The sequence below is a fragment of the Rhizobium sp. A37_96 genome (assembly GCF_053521765.1).
Genome location: NZ_JBNWDS010000010.1, coordinates 158,020 through 178,537, shown reverse-complemented (window position 1 = coordinate 178,537; position 20,518 = coordinate 158,020). Strand labels below are relative to the sequence as shown.

The 20,518-nt window shown below is 59.6% G+C and carries 14 protein-coding genes; 9 read left to right on the top strand and 5 right to left on the bottom strand.

The genetic code is table 11. The features are described 5' to 3' along the window. The first annotated feature begins 155 nt into the window (after positions 1-155). On the top strand, positions 156-662 hold the full coding sequence (locus ACQZ6J_RS23010) for a DUF1993 domain-containing protein (protein ID WP_449085743.1): 507 nt from the start codon (positions 156-158) through the stop codon (positions 660-662). A 7-nt stretch (positions 663-669) separates the two neighbouring features. Here the strand turns inward: ACQZ6J_RS23010 and ACQZ6J_RS23005 are convergent, their stop codons facing one another. From ACQZ6J_RS23005 to ACQZ6J_RS22990, 4 genes are all read right to left on the bottom strand, one after another. Further along, entirely contained in the window at positions 670-2,232 is a 1,563-nt protein-coding gene (locus ACQZ6J_RS23005) for an alkaline phosphatase family protein (RefSeq protein ID WP_449085742.1), read from the bottom strand. Further along, the gene (gene galE / locus ACQZ6J_RS23000) at positions 2,210-3,193 is read right to left on the bottom strand and encodes a UDP-glucose 4-epimerase GalE (protein WP_449085741.1); all 984 of its coding nucleotides are present in this window, start codon (positions 3,191-3,193) and stop codon (positions 2,210-2,212) included. Before galE ends, ACQZ6J_RS23005 begins: the two co-directional genes overlap by 23 nt. Positions 3,194-3,341: 148 nt before the next feature. Then, a complete protein-coding gene (locus tag ACQZ6J_RS22995; RefSeq protein ID WP_163987373.1) occupies positions 3,342-4,025 on the bottom strand; it encodes a YoaK family protein in 684 nt (227 codons plus the stop codon). Positions 4,026-5,279: 1,254 nt separating this feature from the next. Then, entirely contained in the window at positions 5,280-5,468 is a 189-nt protein-coding gene (locus tag ACQZ6J_RS22990; RefSeq protein WP_449085740.1) for a hypothetical protein, read from the bottom strand. Between the two features lie 260 nt (positions 5,469-5,728). Here ACQZ6J_RS22990 and ACQZ6J_RS22985 point away from each other — a divergent pair, with 260 nt between their 5' ends. After that, positions 5,729-7,015 carry a nucleotide sugar dehydrogenase gene (locus ACQZ6J_RS22985; protein WP_449085739.1) on the top strand — a complete coding sequence of 429 codons (1,287 nt, stop codon included), beginning with the start codon at positions 5,729-5,731 and terminating at the stop codon, positions 7,013-7,015. Between the two features lie 15 nt (positions 7,016-7,030). On the opposite strand, the gene ACQZ6J_RS22980 is transcribed toward ACQZ6J_RS22985, so the two are convergent. After that, complete coding sequence (locus ACQZ6J_RS22980) at positions 7,031-7,966, bottom strand: UDP-glucose 4-epimerase family protein (RefSeq protein WP_449085738.1); 936 nt, start codon at positions 7,964-7,966, stop codon at positions 7,031-7,033. 188 nt (positions 7,967-8,154) lie between these two features. Here ACQZ6J_RS22980 and ACQZ6J_RS22975 point away from each other — a divergent pair, with 188 nt between their 5' ends. From ACQZ6J_RS22975 to ACQZ6J_RS22945, 7 genes are all read left to right on the top strand, one after another. Beyond that, a complete protein-coding gene (locus ACQZ6J_RS22975; protein ID WP_163987282.1) occupies positions 8,155-8,730 on the top strand; it encodes a sugar transferase in 576 nt (191 codons plus the stop codon). A gap of 157 nt (positions 8,731-8,887) precedes the next feature. Beyond that, positions 8,888-10,273 (top strand): O-antigen ligase family protein, encoded by a 1,386-nt coding sequence (locus tag ACQZ6J_RS22970; RefSeq protein WP_449085737.1) that lies wholly within the window; start codon positions 8,888-8,890, stop codon positions 10,271-10,273. A gap of 738 nt (positions 10,274-11,011) precedes the next feature. After that, the gene (locus ACQZ6J_RS22965; RefSeq protein ID WP_449085736.1) at positions 11,012-11,830 is read left to right on the top strand and encodes an ABC transporter permease; all 819 of its coding nucleotides are present in this window, start codon (positions 11,012-11,014) and stop codon (positions 11,828-11,830) included. 67 nt (positions 11,831-11,897) lie between these two features. Then, positions 11,898-13,190, top strand: coding sequence for an ABC transporter ATP-binding protein (locus ACQZ6J_RS22960; protein WP_449085735.1), 1,293 nt, complete (start codon positions 11,898-11,900; stop codon positions 13,188-13,190). 25 nt (positions 13,191-13,215) lie between these two features. Next, a complete protein-coding gene (locus ACQZ6J_RS22955; protein WP_449085734.1) occupies positions 13,216-15,468 on the top strand; it encodes a methyltransferase domain-containing protein in 2,253 nt (750 codons plus the stop codon). After that, complete coding sequence (locus tag ACQZ6J_RS22950) at positions 15,465-19,235, top strand: glycosyltransferase (protein WP_449085733.1); 3,771 nt, start codon at positions 15,465-15,467, stop codon at positions 19,233-19,235. The genes ACQZ6J_RS22955 and ACQZ6J_RS22950 overlap by 4 nt, the downstream gene beginning before the upstream one ends. 290 nt (positions 19,236-19,525) lie before the next feature. Next, the gene (locus tag ACQZ6J_RS22945) at positions 19,526-20,518 is read left to right on the top strand and encodes a glycosyltransferase (RefSeq protein ID WP_449085732.1); all 993 of its coding nucleotides are present in this window, start codon (positions 19,526-19,528) and stop codon (positions 20,516-20,518) included.

The window sequence follows — 20,518 nt, the reverse complement described above, 5'->3', positions numbered from 1 at the left end:
AAAAGCGAGATTTCGTGCCGCCACTACTGCAAGAAATCGGGATAGAGCCTACATAGGGCGCCCGACTCGATGGAATGGACATTCCATCGACATGGGAATGGAATAGAATGCCAGCGAACAATCGGCCGCACCGCGGCCTGCAACGGAGAACACGCATGCCCTCGATGTACAGTTTCTCGGTCCCCGTCTTTCAACGCGGCCTCCAAAGCCTTTCGGCCTATCTCGACAAGATCGAGGCCCATGCCGCAGAAAAGGGTATCCCGCCCGAGGAACTCGTTTCCGCTCGCCTGATCGACGACATGCTGCCGCTCTCGGGCCAGTTCCAGCGTGCCTCCGACAGCGCGAAGCTCGCCATCGTCCGGCTGACCGGCATCGAAGCGCCGCGCTTCGAAGACAACGAAACCACCGTCGCCGACTTGCGCGAGCGCCTGAAGAAAACGCAGGATTTCCTGGCGACGATTACGCCGGCCACGATGGAAGGCACCGAAACGCGGGAAGTGACGGTGTCGCCCGGCGGCAACAAGACCGTATTCACGGGCGAGGATTATCTGGCGAAATTCGCGTTGCCGAATTTCTTCTTCCACGTCACCACGGCGCACGCCATCCTGCGCAGCCGCGGCCTGCCGGTCGGCAAGATGACCTATCTCGGATCGTTCGCCTGAGGCAGGATCAGGGCCGGAGCGAAACCGGCCCTTTTTCCGTCAGCTCCGTATAGGCGAGCGTCTGGTCCAGGTGCCGGGCGCGAAGGGAAAGAAGCTTTTCGGCATAGGCAAGCCTGATCGCCGCATAGCTGCCGTCGTCGGCAACGTTGGAAAGCTCCGCCGGATCCTTCGCCAGATCGAAGAGCAGCGGCGGCAGACCGGCGCAATGAACATATTTGAAATGTTCGTCGCGAACGACGGCCAGATTGCAAGCATTCGACCTGAGGCCGAAATGCCGCTCGGAAATACCCTCGGCGATATCCCGGAAATCGAACTCCCAGAAGGCCGCCTCGCGCCAGTTTTCCGGCTCGGAACCGGAGAGGAACGGCAGAAGGCTCTCGCCATCGACATGGTTTTTCGGGGCAATGCCAATCCGGTCGCACAGACTTGGAAAAATATCCGCCGCACTCGTGAAATGCGCCACCTGCCGGCCATGCGTGGCAGGCTGGCCGGGATCGCGAATGACGAGCGGGACATGATAGCTGCCGTCGAAGAAGCCGCCCTTGCCGAGCGTCCAGTGATCGCCCATCATCTCGGCATGGTCCGACGTGAAGACGATCACCGTGTCGTCCCATGCGCCGGCATCCTTCAACGCCTGCCAGATCCGGCCGAGCTGCGCGTCGACTTCGGCGATCATGCCGTAATAGATGGCGCGGATCGCCGAAAAATCCTCCGACGTCCACTCATTGATCGGGCCTTTGCCGCCATACATGAAACCGCCCTTGCCGATCAGCGGCAGACCGAAGGCAAGCAGCGGATGCAGCGCCATTTCCGCCGCGCGGTCGGCCGCGCGCGCAAAGGCCGGACCGTCGGCGGCCGAGAACATGCGGTTGTAGGGTTCCGGCACGGAGAAGGGCGGATGCGGCCGCAGGAAGGATACATGCGCAAACCAGGGCTGATCCTGCTCGCCGAGCCAGCGGATGAATTCGCCGGCCAGAAAAGCCGTCTGCGTCTCGTCCTTGGAATAAGCGGGCGCATTGCTGGAAATCTCGCCCGGCGCAGCACCGACCGGAATGTGAATGTCGCGGCTGACGGCATCGGCATGGCCGCGCGAGCGCAGCCAGGATAGCCATTGCTTTTCGTGCTCGGGCAGAAGCTGCCGCGCCGTAAAGCCGGGCAACACCCCTTCATAGGTCGTCAGATGCGGGTCGCGGGGATCCCGGCTGCGCGGATCGGGCGCCGTATCCGTGTAGCCGAACAGCGTCGGATCATAGCCGGCCCGCTGCGCCGCAAGCGCGGCATTGTCGAAACGCGCATCCAAGGGCGAGCCGTTGCGGCAAACCCGGTGGTTCATCTGGTAGAGGCCGGTATAGAGCGTCGCCCGCGCCGGCGAACACGGTGCCGTGCCGGCATAATGCCGCCGAAACAGCACGCCTTCCCGCGCCAGCGCATCGACGTTCGGCGTCTTGACGCACGCGTGTCCGACGGCGGAGAGACAATCTCCCCGCCATTGATCGGCCGAGATCAACAGGACGTTCGGGCGCCTGCCCCCAACGCCGGAGGCGCGCTCAATGCTGGTTGGATTTGGCATGCCAGTTCCACGCGGATTCGATGATGCGGCTCAGATCGTATTGCGGCGACCAGCCGAGAATATCGCGCGCCTTGTCGTTGTTGGCGACCAGCGTCGTCGAATCGCCCTCGCGGCGGCCAACATACTCGACCGGGAACGGCCGCTTCGACACGGTTTCGATCGTTCCGAGCAGTTCCTTCACCGTCGTGCCCGTCCCGGTACCGAGATTGAGCGCGACGGATTCGCCGCCATCCAGCAGATATTCGACTGCGCGGACATGGGCGTCGGCGAGATCAAGCACATGGATGTAGTCGCGCACGCAGGTGCCGTCGCGCGTGTCATAATCGCTGCCGAAGACCTTGAAGCCCTGGCGGCGGCCCAGCGCCGCCTCGATCGCGAGCGGAATGGCGTGGGTTTCCGGCGTGTGCCACTCGCCGATGCGCCCCTCGAAATCGGCGCCGGCGGCATTGAAATAGCGCAGCACCACGGAGCGCAGCCCCTTGTACTGGTCGTAATCGGCAAGCGCCTGTTCGACGATGTATTTCGTGCGGCCGTAGGGGTTGATCGGCACCTGCTGATGGCTCTCGTCGAGCGGCACGCTTTGCGGCAGGCCGTAGGTCGCGCAGGTGGAGGAAAAGACGAAAGCCTTCACGCCGGCCGCCTGGGCAGCCGAAAGCAGGGTCAGCGTGCCGATGACGTTGTTTTCATAGAATGAGACGGGATCCTTGACCGACTCGCCGACCTCGATCAGCGCGGCGAAATGCAGGATGGCGGCAGGCTTGTGCTTGGCCAGCACCTCGTCGAGGCGTGCCCGATCGCGGATATCGCCTTCCTCGGCCGGACCCCATTTGACGAACTCACGATGGCCGTTGGAGAAATTGTCGTAGACGACGGGCTTGAACCCCTTGTTCGCCAGATCCAGACATGTGTGCGAACCGATATAGCCGGCTCCGCCTACCACAAGCACCGTTTCTCCTGCCATGACCACCCCTTCTCAACCCTGAAATTTGACGCCCGGACGCCTCGGACCAGGCTCGATCCGACGCGTACACTTAGAGAGCTGTAGCCGACTTGCAAGGCTGGAGAAAGGAGCAAGATTGGCAGTATCGGCAATGGACGGAGAGAAGAAGCTAAGCCGGCTTTGCCTCTGCCTTGGCGGCATGCATCAGAATTCCGGCGAGCGCGAGAACCGGCGGCAGAAGGAAACAGGCCATGCCGACGAACAGGAAAAGTGCGGCAGCCACGCCGCAGCCCAGGGCAAAGCCGCCGACGGCGGCCCCCATGCGGGCAAGCCGCGTCTTCATCGCAGCTTTCTCCTCGGGCTTGGCGCCGCGCAGCAAGTCGGCGATATCGATCATGATCTGCGTCGTCGTTCCCGTCATCATCGTCGTCGGCGGCGTCGAGCCGAGGTGGATGCGATGCGCCGTCGTCTGGATGGCCATTGCGGCAATCAGCGTCATGCCGGTCAGGATCGCCTGCCAGCCGTCGCCATCGGCGAAAGGACCGAAGAGCAAGGCCAGGATCGCCGCAACGACGAGCAGCACGAATTTCAGTGTCAGGATGATCTGCAGCGTCGGCAGATTGCGCCGCGTCAGATCGCCGCCGAGAAGGCGGGCGAAAATGACGACGACGCAGAAAACCGGCAGTGCCAGAAGCTTGGCGACGGCGCCCGAGGTGCCCAGCGCCAACGCTGCGCCGAGCGTCACGAAATTGCCGGTGACATGCGCCGTGAACAGACCGTGCAGGGCGAGAAATCCGGCGGTATCCACATAGCCGCCATTGATACTCAGAAGGGTGGGCAGGCTCGGCTTCATCGGTTCCTCGCTCGCGTCTATCGTCTCCGACCTTATCGCGCAGAACGGCCGTCGATGTCGAGATGTTTGCGCAGCCGCAGGGCGAAACGCCGTTATTCCAGTCGGCCGAGGGACCGGCGCGTATCGCAGACCCAGGTTGTATCCTCTTGCTTAACGGAGTTGTGTTTTGCTAGCTCTCCGTTTGGTGGATGTTGGGGAGTGTCGGTTCATGATTCTCGCAGATTTCTCGCATCTTGCGCGTCGCGTCGCGCACCTCTGTCGGCTCGCGGCCGCGGCGGGACTGGCGCTTGGCGCATTGACGGCGGCGGCGTTGGCCCAGGTGCCGGGAGCGCCGATGCAATTCATGCTCGTCCATGCCGACCCCGGCGGCGGGAACTGCCGGCCCGAGGGCTGCATGGACTGGATCGCGGCCGAAGGCATGATCGATGCGAGGTCGCCGGGAGACCTGCGCAAGCTTCTGGCCAGCATCGGCAACAGGAAACTGCCCGTGATCGTGAATTCGCCCGGCGGAAACGTCGCGGCTGCAATGGAAATGGGTGAGATCATCCGGAAACGCGGCCTGTCCGTCGCCGTGGGCGGCACCAGGCTGCGGTCCTGTCCAAGCGGCCAGCCGCTCTGCGGCGAAGGCTGGCGCGCCGGCGCGAAAGGCGTAGCCTATTCCGCCGGCACCGAATGTCTCTCGGCCTGCCCTTTCATACTGGCAGGCGGGGTCAGGCGCGTCATCAGCCCCTTCGGCATCGTCGGGGTGCATCAGGTCAGGACCACCTACGATCAGGAACGGATACTCTACCGGATGAAATATCAGGTCGTTAACGGCCGGAAGCACATCATCAGCCGACAGGAAATCAGCCGCAAGTTCGTCGGGCTTTACGACAGTACGAAGCTATCGAAATCGCTGCGATCGAAGATCCTTGCCTATTTCAAGGAAATGGGCATCGATCGGTCGATCCTGGACATGGCGATGAGCGCCGCACCAAGCTCGATACGGCTCATTCCGAGGGACGAGGCGACAAAGATCGGGCTGATGACCGACCAGGCCTCCACCGACGACCTCATCGATGCCGGAGCCTGCGCGGTCGGCCAGCCGTTCTCGGCCTGCGTCGCGCCCGTATCCGCCGACGCAACGGCTCTTGTTGCCAATCCGCCCTTTGCGGACTGGCAAACAAGCCCCGTGCAGGATTTCCTGCCGTCTTTTGCAACGCCGAACACCAGCCAGACCCCGCAAAGCGGCAACTGCGTCCGGCAACAGGCGAATTATTCGCCCCACTGGGATTCAAGCCCGGCGATCTCCTCGGATATTTCCGTGATGCGTTGCCGGAGCTCCGCCTCGGTGCCGTCGTCCACCTCGCCGTCGCCGAAACAATAGCGGGCCCTATGCAGCTCGAGCTTGGCCTCGAGCTCCTCGCGCTGAGTGCGCAGATGTTTGAGATAGCTGTTTCGCATTGCGAACCACGCTTTCGAATAGAATGAGTCTCACCTCATAAATAGGTTTGGCAGCGGAAAGTTTCGATAGGCACCCTACCCATCCGTTCGAGATTGCCGCCATGAACTGCGGCAATGCCCCTAGTTCATACCTGTTGCAAAGACATCGACCGGTCATCACATTGATGCGACCGGCACCTGAAATGATCCCGAACGCGAATATTGGCGCTGACACGCGCCGCGGATTCGGGCTAATTCAGGTGGATTGTTCGAGGTAGATTGTGTTGAACGAAAAAATTGCCGTCATCGGCCTGGGTTATGTGGGCCTGCCAGTCGCGATCGCGCTTGCCGAAAAATTCCATGATGTGGTCGGTTTCGACATCAAGTCCTCCCGCGTCGCCGCGCTGAAGGCGGGCGAGGACGACACCCGCGAGGTGTCCGCCGAGCGCCTGAAATCGAGCGGCCTGCGCGTCAGCAGCGAGATTGAGGACCTGCGGGACCGCTATATCTTCATCGTTGCCGTGCCGACGCCGATCGACCGGAACCGCCAGCCGGATCTGCGGCCGATGATTTCGGCCTCGCGCACGGTCGGCAAGGTTCTGCGCAAGGGCTCGATCGTCGTCTATGAATCGACCGTCTATCCCGGCGTCACCGAAGAGGTCTGCGGCCCCGTACTGGCCGAGGTTTCCGGTCTGCGGCAGGGCAAGGATTTCCATGTCGGCTACTCTCCGGAGCGCATCAACCCCGGCGACAAGGAACACACCTTCGAGCGCATCGTGAAAGTCGTCGCCGGCGACGACGAGGAAACGCTGGAGAGGATCGCCGCCGTCTATGGCGCGGTCGTGCGGGCCGGCATCCATCGCGCCCCCAGCATCAAGGTCGCCGAAGCCGCGAAGGTGATCGAAAACACCCAGCGCGACGTCAATATCGCCCTGATGAACGAGCTTTCGATCATTTTCGAGAAGATGGACATCCGCACGGCCGATGTGCTGCAGGCGGCGCGGACGAAATGGAACTTCCTGCCCTTCACCCCCGGCCTGGTGGGTGGCCACTGCATCGGCGTCGATCCCTATTATCTCACAGCCAAGGCCGAAGAGCTCGGCTACCACCCGGAAGTCATCCTTTCCGGCCGCCGCATCAACGACGGCATGGGCGCCTTCATCGCCCAGAAGCTCATCAAGATGCTGGTCTCGGCGAAGAAGCCGATCAATGGCGCCCGCATCGGCATCTTCGGCCTGACCTTCAAGGAAGACGTGCCCGACCTGCGCAACAGCCGCGTGCCCGATATCATTCGCGAGCTGCATCAGTTCGGCCTGGAGCCGCTGGTGCACGACCCGATGGCCAGCCATCAGGAGGCCGAAGAGGAATACGGCATCCGCCTGGTCGAGCTGAAGGATTTCGGCAAGCTCGACGCGCTCGTCCTCGCGGTTCCCCACAAGTCCTATCTGGCCGATGGCGCTGCCGAGGTCCTCGATCTGCTCAGCGAAAGCGGTGTGGTGGTCGACGTGAAGGCAGCCATCGATCGAACCAATCCCCGGCTGGAGGGCTATTCCGTCTGGAGCCTGTAAGGCTTGCACTCCGGCTCAGTGCGCCTTCGCTCCGGCATCGGCGGCCGTCACCGCCAGTCCCTCGTCGACTGAAAAAGGCGGCGACCAGCCGGTGATCGCCGTGGTTTCGCCGATATCGACCTGAAGCGAGCCAAGGAGCCGTTGCGCGGCGGCACGACGCCCGAAAAGTGCGGCCAGCCCTTCCAGCAGCACCGGCGGCACTGGCAGCATCAAGGCCTTGCGCCCCGACGCCAAGGATAGTTTGGCGATCAGCTGGCCGATGGAAAGATCTTCGCCGTCGCTGACCAGAAACACCCGATGCCCCACGGACGGATGGCTGGCACAGAGCAGCATGAAGTCGACGAGATTGCCGACGAAGACGAGCGACCTGCGGTTTCGAGCCATGCCGAACGGCCACGGAAACGGCCGGCCCGCCCATGACATCAGGCTTGCGAAATTCGCCTTCACGCCGGGGCCGTAGACCAGCGGCGGCCGGATGACGACCACCTCCATGCCGGTTTCCGCGCCGATGGCGAGCAAAGCCTCCTCGGCCTCCAGCTTCGAGCGGCCATAGGCATCCTCGGGATGCGGCGCATCGGAAGCCCTGAACGGCTTTCCCGCCGCCGTCTCCTCGCCATTGACCTTGATCGAGCTCAGGAAGATGAACCGCCTGACGCCGGCGCTGGCGGCCTGTCGCGCCAGATTGGCCGTCGCGTCGACATTGACGGCGCGAAATGCGGCCAGCGGATCGGCGACGCTTTCGTTCATGACATGGACGCGGGCCGCCAGATGCATGACGACATCGACGCCGGCAAGCGCCCCGGACCAGTCCGTATCGCCGTCGATCGCCCCGATGGCGACGAAGCCCGGAGCGGACGCGCGGCTGACCGGCCGATAGTCCGTTTTCCGGCGGGAAAGCTCGGCACACAATGCCTGTCCGACGAAACCCGTCGCACCCGTCACCAGGATCATGCGTCCACCCGCCTCCGCTCTTTCGTGTCCATCATCGTCGCAGACATGCTTTGCACGGGATATCACCCCGGAACAAGGCCGGGGAATCTTGGTGGGGGCAGTTGTGCTTAAATTCGCGATATGAGATGCACTGAGCAACGACGCCCCTCATCGCCGCCCGACCGCTGACGATGCAACGACAAGAGACGATGTTCTATACGATCGCCAAGCGCCTTTTCGATTTCCTCGCCGCTCTTGCCGCGGCCATCGTCTTTTTCATTCCGTTCCTGATCGTCGCCATTGCCGTGCGGCTGACCTCGCGAGGACCGATCCTCTACTGGTCCGATCGGGTCGGCCGGAAAAACAGCATCTTCCGCATGCCCAAATTTCGCAGCATGCGCACCGATACCCCCGCCGTCGCGACGCATCTCCTGAAGGACCCCAGGATCTACCTCACGCCGATCGGCTCCTTCCTGCGCAAATCGAGCCTTGACGAGCTGCCGCAGCTTTGGTGCATCCTGAAGGGGGAGATGAGCATCGTCGGCCCGCGCCCTGCTCTTTTCAACCAGCACGACCTTATCGCCCTGCGCACGGAACGCGGCGTCGACGCGCTTCTGCCCGGTCTGACGGGCTGGGCCCAGGTCAACGGCCGCGACGAACTGCCGATCCCGCAGAAGGTGGCGCTGGACGAGGACTATCTGCGCCGGCGCTCCTTTCTCTTCGATCTCAAGATCATTCTCCTGACCGCGTTGAAAGTGGTTCGACGCGACGGAGTTGCCCATTAGCAAGCATCCGGCAAAATCGACATCGCCGATATGCCGGCATGGGAAAAATGCCGCATTCCTGCCCCTTTGCGACAATAGGGGCCGTCGTGGGGGCCAGGAATGCCGGAAATAAACCGACTATGGACGAAGGCGGACGACGACATTGGACGACTCGCGCATGAACACACCGCATGCTGATCTCGCAGCCGGACCGATCGGCGTCACCAGGGCTGGAAGCAGCATGGCAAAGCCCGTGGCGATCATCGGCGGCCTTCTCTGGCTGATCGTCGCCTCCCCGACCGTCCTCGAGACCGACGCCTACCGCTATGCCACTGCGCTCCTGTCTCTGATCGCACTCGTCTACTATATGAGGGCGCCGGTGCGGCCGCGCACGGACTGGATCGGCTGGCTCTGCATGGGCTGGGCCTTCTATGTCGTGGTCCGTTTCGGCATCACCCTCTGGCTGACGCCGCAGCACGATATCGGCGCCTCGGACTGGCTCTACGCCTTCCCGTTCTTCTTCCCCATCATGGGTGTCGCCCTCCTGCTTTACGAGGAGGTGATGGAAAAGATCGTCGCGGCCTATTTCGCCATGGTCCTCGTCATGCTGATCGCCACGCAGCATTTCCGCGAGGTCTTTGCCGGCGAAACCGTGCGCCCGCTGATCATGAACAATCAGATTCACGGCGCCGTCGCCTGCGGCATGATCGTGATCTTCACCATATTCTGGCTGCTGCACTACGTGACCGAAAAATCCAGCGACCGCCGGATCGCCCGCTACGCCTATGTCGTTTCGCCCTTCATCCTCGCGCTCTGTCTTATCGCCATCTATGGCGCCAAATCGAAGGGTGTCTGGTTGGCGCTCGGCATAACCCTGCCGCTCCTCGCCCTCCTTTCCCTGACCTATCTGCGCATGAAGGCCGGCCTCATTGCCATTGTCGTACTGGCGGCCCTGCTGATCGCCGGCATCTATGGCGTGCGGCACAACCTCGACAAGACGGCCGGCCCGACCGTGTCGGCAGCCGTTTCCATGGTGGAAAACATGGCCGACGGCCATGAAGTGGGCGGCGTGGTATCGAATGCGATCAGCTCCACCAACACGCCGGTATCGATGGACGAGCGCCTGCAGCTCTGGTCCAACAGCTGGGAGGTCTTCTCCTCCGCACCGATCTTCGGCTGGGGCAACCGCTGGCTGGAGCGCTGGGCCGAGACGCGCTACTCCCACGTCCAATACACGCTGCTGCACAATGGCTATCTGGAGATCCTGGTCCGATACGGCCTGTTCGGCGCGGCCGTGATGGGCTTCATGCTCGGTGTCTTCATCCGCGCCGTATGGCGCGCCTGCAAGGCGGGGGTCATCCCCCGCGCCGCATGGCACGCCTATATCGTATGCCTGTTCTTCTTCTCGCTGACCCTGCTCAGCAATTCCAACAACCGCCTGGCCATCGGCGAAAGCCTGGCCATAGCCTCCTCCGCCTTCGCCTGTTGGTGCCACATGCGCACCAAGGGCGAATATCTGGCGGCGGCAAGGCCGGTTTCGCAGGGAGCAGCTGCAGGCGCTTGATCCACTCTCAGCGCCATCAAACGCCATATTTCGTTGATTGCCGGCTGCTGTCTTGCATCCCGATCCTCTGGACTAGCTGTGAAATGATATCCGCACGAACCGAAAAAGCCATGGCGCTGCCTTGCGCGAGCAGGACGGGTTGATGAAGCTGGGGGCGGTTCTAACGGGCAGCATGGGGCAAGCAGCGGTTTCGCTACGGGTGGGCGAGCAACGGACATCGCCATCCCGATCGCCAGACCCGAATGTCCCATATTGGCGGGCGAGGCATCTCCAGGCGATGGATCACCGTCCGCCTCATGCTGATCGCATTCTTGATTCCGCGCGTGGTCTAGGCTATACGCGCCCACGGCCTAGCGCCCGCAATTCCACCCTGGGTAGTTACAGGAAAGCCTTTTTCCAAGGAGAACGGCTGATTTCATGGGTCGAGGATAAGAGGATAAAATACAACCTTGATTCCATAATCGGCTCGTTCAGGGCAAATGGGGGATCTCGCTATGTCTTTGAGACTCTGGCAGTATCTAAAATGTACGAGCCGGAATTCGAGCAATCCCTGAACCACATGGGAAGCACCAACAACGCAAATGGAGTTACGATGGGCACGGGCAGCGCTCGACGGGCCTTGCGCTCAAAAATACCTGGCTTCAGGTCTGCAACGATACCAGCGGCCGCAATGGATGTGTCCGCAGCCTCCCGCGCAAGCGTTTGCGTTGCCCTTGAAGCTCGCAAGGTAGTTCCTTGATGCAACGTTTTTCCCTGTCCCCCCGAGGAATGCTGACGAGCTTTTGGAACAATCGCGGCCTCATTCTTGCGTTGACTGAACGTGAGGTGATTGGACGCTACAAGGGGTCGTTTCTCGGCATCCTGTGGTCTCTGTTCAACCCGCTTTTGATGCTGACAATCTATACCTTCTTCTTCAGCACGGTCTTCAAGGCGCGCTGGCCGGGAGGGAGCGAGTCGAAAACCGAATTTGCTCTGATCCTCTTTTCCGGGCTTCTGATCTTCAATTTCTTCTCTGAAAGCCTCGGACGAGCGCCTTCTCTGATCGTCGGCAATGTCAATTACGTCAAGAAGGTTGTTTTCCCGCTGGAGATAATGGGGTTTGTGCTGGTGGCATCCGCCGGATTCCATTTTCTTGCCAGCATGACGATCTGGCTGTTGTTTTATCTGATTTTTTTCGGTTTGCCTTCCATACAAGCCCTGTATTTCCCGTTGATCCTGATCCCGTTGATTCTCTTGGCCGTCGGGTGCGCCTGGTTCCTCTCCTCACTCGGCGTCTATCTTCGCGACGTGAGCCAGGTCGTTACTGCGGCCATTCCAGCATTGATGTTTCTTTCGCCGGTGTTCTTCCCCATAAGCGCGTTGCCGGAACAGCTCCACCTCGTCTTCCAGCTCAATCCGCTGACCTTCCTCATCGAGGAAGCTCGAGGGGTTTTGATCTGGAAACAAAACCTCCACTGGGGCCATTGGCTTATTCAGACAACTCTTTCCGGCATATTCGCCTGGTTGGGTTACGTCTGGTTTCAGAAGACACGAAAAGGGTTTGCCGATGTCCTCTGACGACATTTCCATAAGCGTCCAGGATCTCGGAAAACGCTACGAGATCTATTCGTCGCCGCGCGAGCGATTGAAACAGTTCATTCTGCCGCCAGTCCAACGCCTGGTCGGCAGGGATGCCGTCGCTCACTATAAAGAGCACTGGGCGTTGAGAGACATTTCGTTCGAGGTGAAGAAAGGCGAAGCCTTTGGCATCGTCGGCCGCAATGGAAGCGGCAAGAGCACGCTGCTGCAGATCATCACGGGAACCCTGGCTCCTACCGTTGGAACAATCACAACCAAAGGTCGCATTGCCGCACTTCTTGAACTTGGCTCGGGCTTCAATCCAGAGTTTTCCGGCCGGGAGAACGTGTATCTCAATGCCATGCTGCTTGGCATGACCCGCGAGCAGGTTGACGAGCGCTTCGACAAGATCGCTGCGTTCGCCGATATCGGCGACTATATGGAGCAGCCGGTCAAAACCTATTCGAGCGGGATGCTGGTCCGCCTTGCATTTGCCGTTCAGGTGCAGATCGACCCGGACATCCTGATCGTGGACGAGGCTCTTGCCGTTGGCGATGCCTTGTTTCAGAAGCGCTGTTTCGCGCGGATCGAGAAATTGCTCTCGGATGGAGTGACGCTGCTTTTTGTGTCTCACGATCAGGAATCCGTTCGGACGCTCACGCACCGAGCCATCCTGTTGAAGAGCGGGCGGGAAGTTCTGACCGGGACGTCGTCGGAAGTCCTGCTTTCCTACCGAAAACTGCTCCACGAAGAAGAGTCCTCCTATTTCTCGCAACTGACCCCAAAGCAGGCCACGGCCTCCGAAAACGAACAGAAGCCGGCGGCTGCGAGCAGCACGGACAAGGGCCATTCCTTACCGGGTCGCAGCGACAGCCTGTCTTTCGGAGACGGAGGCGTCGAGGTGACGGCGGTCAAGACCTTCGATGCGGATGGCGAACCGTGCGCAGTCTTTTACCCGGGGGATCCGGTCAGGATTCGGGTCAGCTGCCGATCCACAATCACAACCGATCACATCAACGTCTCGATACGCATCAGAAATCGCGAAGGCATCAAGATATATTCCTGGGGAACGCTGAACCAGGACATGCAGGTTCTCAACGGCACGCGCGACGGCGACGTATTCTGGAGCAGGGAAATCCGCGAGAACGAGGAGTTCGACGTCTGGCTCGAATGCAGCTGCACGCTTGGTCCTAACTTGTATGAGATCCAGGCCGCGGTTTCCTACGAAGGAAAGCCGGACTACACCGAACAACGCATCCTGCACTGGAAAGACGAAGCGGCATTTTTCCAGACATTAATGCGCCAAAATGAATATGCATTTGGCGGCTTGACCGATTTGCGCATGAAAGCGACGTGGTGACGCCGCGCGGCTCCTCCACCATCATTTGAACCATTGGGAACTACCAGAGAACGATATGCAAGCTCGCTCATCCAACTCCAGACTTGTCGATCTGATTCTTCAGTCTTGTGGCTACGGTAAGCTGTTGGAGTGCGGCAATGGTACGGACTCGCTGCTGCTGCCACTGCTTGAGCGCGGCGTTGATGCCTATGCTGTCGAACAGTCCGAAGCGGATGTGAGCCGCATCAATGCGGTTCTGCCTGGCCGCGGCATCGAAGGCTCTCCTCAGAAACTTCCGTTTCCGGACGAACACTTTGAAACCGTCATCTCGATCGGCTGTCTCGAAAAGCTTGCCGTCGAGGATGTCGCCACCGCTCTTCGCGAACTCTACCGCGTCTCGTCCCGCTTTGTCTTTCTGCGTGTCGCAACTGGACAGAGCCCAGAAGTACCCTCGCTGCGTGTGCGTGAGGACAGGACATGGTGGGAAACCCGCTGCTTTGAAGCCGGCTTTCGCAAGCATCCTTTGTTTTACCAGGTCAACCCTTACGAGTCGCTGAACAACGACGGCGCCGAAATCCTGATACCGCTCGAAAAGGCTCCGGCGGCGGCGCTGCAGCACTATGATTTGATGGTTCTCGCCGAGGAACGCCTGCTGCACACGGACATGCTTCGTGAAACGGGCAGGCGAAGCGACGCGCATTGCATTCGATATCACAGGGCGGCCGAATATATTCGGCCGGGCGACCGCGTGCTCGATGTCGCGTGTGGCCAGGGCTACGGGAGCCATATCCTCTACAGCTCCTCGAAGGCTCGATCGGTGATCGGCATCGATCTCAGCGATTTCAGCATCGACTATGCAAATGCGCATTACGGCCGCTCGAACACCGTCCGGTTCGAAGTTGGCGACGCGCAGGCTCTTTCGCAGATACCCGACAACAGCATCGACTTCATCACCGCATTCGAAACTATCGAGCATGTTCCGGATCCCGATGCCTATCTGACCCAGCTGAAACGCGTCCTCAAGCCATCGGGGCGCCTGATGGTCTGCGCACCGAACAACTGGGTTGACGAAACCGGCAAGGATCCGAACCCCTACCATCTTCATGTCTACACCTGGGAACGGCTGATTGACGAATGCGGAGCGTATTTCCTGCTGGAGAAAGGATTCTTCCAGACCGCCGGCGGTGGGATGCGCTACCACCATTCTCCCCGCAGCTGGGTCGAAGTTCCGCCGAAGAAAGAACGCGAACAGGATGGTGAATGGGTCCTCCTTCTGTGTATGGCCGATCCGGTCGCCGGCAAGGGCGTCACCTATGAAGAAACGGCATGGAGCCAGCCCGACTCGCCGGACTTTAACGTATCCGCCTTTAAACGAGACTACGAGAACCCGTGGCTCGTAAGAGGCATGGTCGCAATCGGCATGCGCGCCGGTTCCGAGACGCTGCTTGCGGACATGCAGCGGCAGGTGCTGGATGCAGCTGACCCAGGCTCGGCTGACTTTGGCAGTGCTCTTTGCGGGCAGATCTATGCTCTGCTGTCTGAGGACGGATACACGGAATCCCGCTTCCGGGAATTGCGGGAGGCCGCTCTTCGCTACGCCGCGATTACAGCGCCGTCACCGCATCAGCGGCGCTGGCAGGTTTCGCTGCTATTTGCCATCGGCGACGTAGCCAGAAAGCATGGAAAAGCCGATCTTGCCAAAGACTTCTATTCCAGATGCGCCGCCATCGATGTCGCTCCCTATAGTCCACTGCTGGCAAACAAGACGCTTGATGCGCTTCACTGGCTGAGCACCTTTGCCCTTTCCGAGGGAAATGCCGTGGAAGCCAGGACGCATTTGGAGAAAAGCGTCTCCGAAGCTCAGCGTCTGGTGTCCGCTTCCTGGCTGAACATCATCGGCACGCCGACAAAACCGCTGCCTTTCGGCTTTCCCGAGGTATCTCAGTTGATGGACAAGGCGGCGCGTGCGGCGTACATGCTGGATTCACTGGACGAATACAACGCAAAGCCGGGTCTTTTCCATTCTGAAGGCCAAGGCTTTTTCGAGCGGCAGCTGAAAGCCGCGAGCGCCAGGATAAAAGAACTGGAGGCAGCGGTCGATACGCTCGCCCGCGAGGTTATCGACACGGAAGCAGCCAGGCAGGAGCTCGGACGTCAGTTCGTCACGCTGGATGCCCATGCACAGCAGCTCGCCCGCAATCTGGCGAGCGCGCGAAATCCGCTACGCTTTCACACTGCGCGAGTTGTTCGTTTCGTCTCGCGTCGAATCTCCGGGCTGACCTCGAAGAACAAGCCATGACCAGAGCTGCAACCACCGGAATCGTCATCGTTTCCTACAACGCTCCCGACGCGCTCGTCGCTACGCTAGCCAGCGTGAGAAGGGCGCATAACGACAGCGCGGTGAAGCTTATTCTGGTGGACAATGCGTCCAATCCCGATGAGCGGAACAAGATACGCGCTGCGATTACGGCCCACATCGAGGAAGTTGGCAGCGACTGGCGATATATAGAGGAGCCGGAAAATCTCGGCTTTTCGGGCGGCAACAATGTCGGCATTCGAGAATTTCTTGCTGACGATACCATAACCCACATCTGCCTGCTCAACAGCGACGTGATCGTCACGGACCACTGGCTCGACAGGATGCTGGCGCACGGAAAGGATATTATCAGTTCCGTCACCAACAAGGCCGATAGCGAGCAATGCATACCGGTCGATTACAATGCCGAGCTCAGCGAATTCATCAACTCCGGCAGCACGAAAATTTCTGAGGCGCCCTATCAGCGGGTCAAGAGCTTCGCTGACCGGCGCTACGATACCTGGCAAGGCAACCTCGTCGAGACGGACGTTACTTTCTTCTGTGTTCTTCTGACAAAGGATGCATGCCAGAAGATCGGGCTTCTGGACGAAACCTTCTTTCCCGGCGGCTTCGAGGATGATGACTATTGTCTGCGTGCGCGGAAGCTGGGCTACGATATCTTTCTCGCGCGCGATGCATTCATTCATCACTGGGGCTCGGCCTCGTTCGGCAAGTTGCAGTATGAGTATTTCAGTGCCCGGGCGGAAAAGAACAAACGCTATCTGGAAGAAAAGCACGGTTTCGTCTGGAGCAGGCGGCCGGAAAGGCCGATCGTATCCTTTTGCATGGATGTAGCATTTGCGCTCCGCAAGCCGGCGACTTCCGCGTGCCGCACGGATCTATCTGCATACACGCGAAATCTCGACCACCAGATAGACTATTTTGAAACTGAGTTCCGAAACCTCTCGGCAGCCTTCAATGCCTATCGCAACCAGGCTCCCGAAGCTTTGTTGAAGCAGGTATCGGCCGCAGCATCGTATGGAAACGTGGCTGCCGCTTGGGCACGAACCAAGGCTGCGATCGCCAAGATCATAAAGAAAGACCAGATCGACGAGAAAACCGTCGCAACGACAATAGCGGACCTGAACCGAATAGCGGATGCGGTTCACAAGCGTGTCGAGTGCAATTTCGCCGTTCATGATTTCATCTCGACTCTCGAGCGCGACGGCAAGGGTGTCGGCGCGGGCCTGCGCCGTCCTTCCAGCGCCGCGCCGATGGGCCGTCCCCTCGGCAGGATTTCCAAGCTCGCCTGGCTTGTGGGGCGAGGCGTCGGCTTTCTGCGACAGCTCGACGGTATCGTGTTCTTCGGAGGATATTTCTACCCTGAGCGACAAAGCGACGGATATTTTCAGCGGATTCAGATCGTCGATCGGCTCTTCCAGGACCGTTGGCGCATTTATGTCGAGAGCGAAGAGCTGACCGGGCGCAACATCTGGTTCGACCGTCCGGAGCCGAACGTTCTGGTGCTCAGAGTTACGGGCAGCAGGAAGCTGAAGATGCTGGTGCGCCTGCTCGCCGCCGCGGCCGTCCTGCGCACGCGCAAGATTTACTTTCACAGCGTCTTGCGCATGTACGACAATCGCTTCGGCAAGTTTTTGCACCTGCCCTTCGTGCGCAAGGCTGTCGATATTCATGGCGTCGTGCCGGAAGAATTCCGCATGCACGACGATTTCTACAGCGCGCTCATATATGACAAGCAGGAGCGACTGGCAGTTCGAAAAGCCGGTATCGTGATCGTCGTCACAAAGGCGATGGAGAACTACCTCCGCCAGAAGTTTCGCGATTCGCTGCGGGCTCGAAGCATTTCGTTTCCGATGTTCCCGACCTTCACGCCAACGACGGCGACACGACCGCTGGATAACGGAAAACCGATCGTCGTATACGCCGGGGGGCTGCATCGCTGGCAACAGGTTCCGAAGATGATCGACGCAATCGTGAAGACCGTCGAACACTGCCAGCATCGTTTCTACACGCCTCAACCCGAAGCCGTGCGGGCGATGCTGCCGACCGATCTGGTAGACTCGGTCGTTGTCGAATCGAAGACGCATGCCGAACTGATGGAGCTCTACCCGGATTGCCATTACGGCTTCATCTTGCGCGAAGACAGCATCGTCAACAAAGTCGCCTGTCCCACCAAGCTCGTCGAATATCTGGCCATGGGGATCGTCCCCATCGTCGATTCCGAGAATATCGGCGATTTCGCGTCGCTCGGCATGCAATACGTCACCTTGTCGGACTTCCTCTCATCCGACTTGCCCGATGAAGAAACCAGAGCCCACATGGCGAGTGAAAACCTGGCCGTCTATGAAAAGCTTCAGGATGTCCGTCAGTCGGGTTCAGAGCAGATCTACGATTTTTTCTCGGCACGACGCACACCTCGTATTCCGCAGCGCATCGCAGCTAAAATAGGTCGCCTTCTTCCAGTCGAGACGAGCGGCGGGCGCGCGGCGCGCCGTCTTTGGCGAAAGGTCTCCCCGGCCATTCGCAGCACCGATACCGAGGCCGCCGCCGTCGCCCTGACCGATTTGACGACAGCCCCTCATGACTGCGATGTTCTGGTTCAAGTCGACAATTTCGAAGCCGGCGGCTTGGAGAATGTCGTTCTTGATTTGAACGATACGCTTGCGAAGGCCAACTATAAAGTCACCCTTCTTGTGCTCGGCAATCGTGGAGCCGCCGTCGACCAGGCGCGCCGCCGTGGTCAGAACGTGATTTGTCAGACATACAGCCCCGCGGCCTATGAAAGGGTCATCGACCACCTGAAGCCAAAACTGATCCTTGCGCACTATTCGACACGGGGATTGACGGCTTGCCAGGATAGGAAGATTCCATTTCTGCAAGTCATCCACAACGTCTACATGTGGTTCAACGAGCAGCAGCGCCGGGAGTTTTCCGACAGCGCAAAACTGACGACGACGTTCATTGCCGTCTCGGACTATGTTCGGGATTATAGCGTTTCGCGGCTTGGCGTCCCCAAGGAAAAATGCGTCGTCATTCCAAACGGCATCGACTTTGCGCCCTTCCACGATTTTTCGCCTTCCGAGGCGCGGGAAAGTCTCCGCCAGAAATACGGAATCGGCAAAGACGATTTCGTCTTCGTCGACATCGGCGCCATCAATCATCAGAAAAACCATCTGGGTACGCTGAAGGCCTTCGAGATTGCCGCCCGTACGTGCGAGAACGCCAAGCTCGCCATATTAGGGCCTGTCTACGAAACTGCCCTTATGGAAGAGATCAACGCCTATATCGCCGCCAACGGCCTTGAGAAAAAAGTCATATACTGTGGCGCTGCCCCGCGTTCGCACGAGCATTTTGCCATGGCTGACGCCTTCGTCAGCGGCGCCTTCTTTGAAGGCGGTCAGCTGATCTTGCTTGAGGCGATACGGTCAAATCTGCCCATCGTAACCAGCAGGGTCGGCTTCGCCTCGTCCTTCGAGACACGGCCAGGAATCGAAGTCGTCGCTCCCGCTCAGGATATTGCCCAGTACCAGGGCGCGATCTGGGAACTAAAGTCGACCAAGGAGTTTGAAGCAGGACTGGCGGACGCAATGATCCGAACCTGGCAAAACCCCGTCCGTCCGAATTTCGACGGTGACGAACTGAGCAGGCTTGAGAAAAATACAAGCTATGAAAAATACAGCATGCTGATCAAGGAACAGCTCGCGAAGGGCGACGTATCTGCCGCTCACCTTCAAGTCCGGACGGCATGATGTCCAATCGACAGAGCAGTGTCCGAAATCTCGTCTATTCCGGCTTCCGGAACGCGTTCTGGGCGCTGCCTGCGCCGCTGCGTCTGCATCTGCACGGCGTACGGCATTCGCTAGTGCGGTGGCTTCGCAAGCGCGGCAGCCAGGGGCGACCGCAGGCCGGCGACTTGAACTGGGAGAACTTTCGCGACGGTCCGCTCGCAGATGGGGGCTATCGCCTGGTCTTCATCATGGAAGCGAGTGTCGACTGGGGAATAACCCTGTATCAACGCCCGCATCATATGGCGCTTGCCTTGGGCAAACTCGGCTGTCTGGTGCTGTATCGAACGACCGGAGACGGCGTCGTAGGCTTTCGCCCCATCGGCAACAATGTCTGGCTTACAAACGATGCCAATATCGAATCGATCAAGGGCGCGGTCCGCTGCTTTTACAGCACCACATTGTTCGCCGGTAAGCAGGATCTTCTCTCCGCAAAAGAGAACGGCCTGGTCGCCTACGAATACATCGATCATATCGATGCTTCCATCTCCGGAGGCACATCCAGTCTCAAGCGGCTATTGCAGCTGAAACAGGCTGCATTCGAAAGCGCCGACCTCATCGTCTCCTCGGCAAAATTGCTGCAGGAAGAGGCCGTTCAGGCTTGTGGCGCTTCCCGCTGCGTTTTCGTGCCCAACGGCGTCGATGTTTCCCATTATCGGGACGAGGCGCATGTCGCCCACGATATTCCGCACACGCTGCAGGCATTCAAACAACGCCATCGCCATATCGTTGGCTATTTCGGGGCTATAGCCCCATGGCTCTGGTACGAACTTGTCGAGGACGTCAGCAATCTGATGCCCGACATCGGTTTCGTTTTCATCGGCCCGGATTACAGTGGCTGCGTGCCGCGGCTGCCGCGAAAAAGCAACGTGCTTTATCTCGGGCCGGTCGACTACAAGAACCTCCCATCCTATGCACGTCTTTTCGATATCTGCTTCATCCCCTTCGTGATGGGCGAGATAGCGCGCGCCACGTCGCCTCTTAAGCTGTTCGAGTATTTTGCCCTGGAGAAGCCGGTGGTCGTGACAAGCGACATGCAGGAATGCATCGTCTATGACGAGGTTTTCTCTGGCAGCAATGCAATTGAGTTTGCTCAAGCCATCGAAAAGGCACTGAATGTTCGGGACGATCCCGCCTTCAAGCAACGTTTGCGCTATCTTGCGGACGCCAACAGGTGGGATATCCGGGCAGAAACCTATGTTTCAAAGATTGAATCCCTGATAGCGAGTGCTCGTTCTGTTTCTTGA

Coding starts and splice junctions, on each gene's coding strand:
- ACQZ6J_RS22950 (WP_449085733.1), top strand. CDS start 15,465: ATGACCAGAGCTGCAACCACCGGAATCGTCATCGTTTCCTACAACGCT.
- ACQZ6J_RS22970 (WP_449085737.1), top strand. CDS start 8,888: ATGAACACACCGCATGCTGATCTCGCAGCCGGACCGATCGGCGTCACC.
- ACQZ6J_RS23005 (WP_449085742.1), bottom strand. CDS start 2,232: ATGCCAAATCCAACCAGCATTGAGCGCGCCTCCGGCGTTGGGGGCAGG.
- ACQZ6J_RS22980 (WP_449085738.1), bottom strand. CDS start 7,966: ATGATCCTGGTGACGGGTGCGACGGGTTTCGTCGGACAGGCATTGTGT.
- ACQZ6J_RS23010 (WP_449085743.1), top strand. CDS start 156: ATGCCCTCGATGTACAGTTTCTCGGTCCCCGTCTTTCAACGCGGCCTC.
- ACQZ6J_RS22995 (WP_163987373.1), bottom strand. CDS start 4,025: ATGAAGCCGAGCCTGCCCACCCTTCTGAGTATCAATGGCGGCTATGTG.
- ACQZ6J_RS22965 (WP_449085736.1), top strand. CDS start 11,012: ATGCAACGTTTTTCCCTGTCCCCCCGAGGAATGCTGACGAGCTTTTGG.
- ACQZ6J_RS22990 (WP_449085740.1), bottom strand. CDS start 5,468: ATGCGAAACAGCTATCTCAAACATCTGCGCACTCAGCGCGAGGAGCTC.
- ACQZ6J_RS22975 (WP_163987282.1), top strand. CDS start 8,155: ATGTTCTATACGATCGCCAAGCGCCTTTTCGATTTCCTCGCCGCTCTT.
- galE (WP_449085741.1), bottom strand. CDS start 3,193: ATGGCAGGAGAAACGGTGCTTGTGGTAGGCGGAGCCGGCTATATCGGT.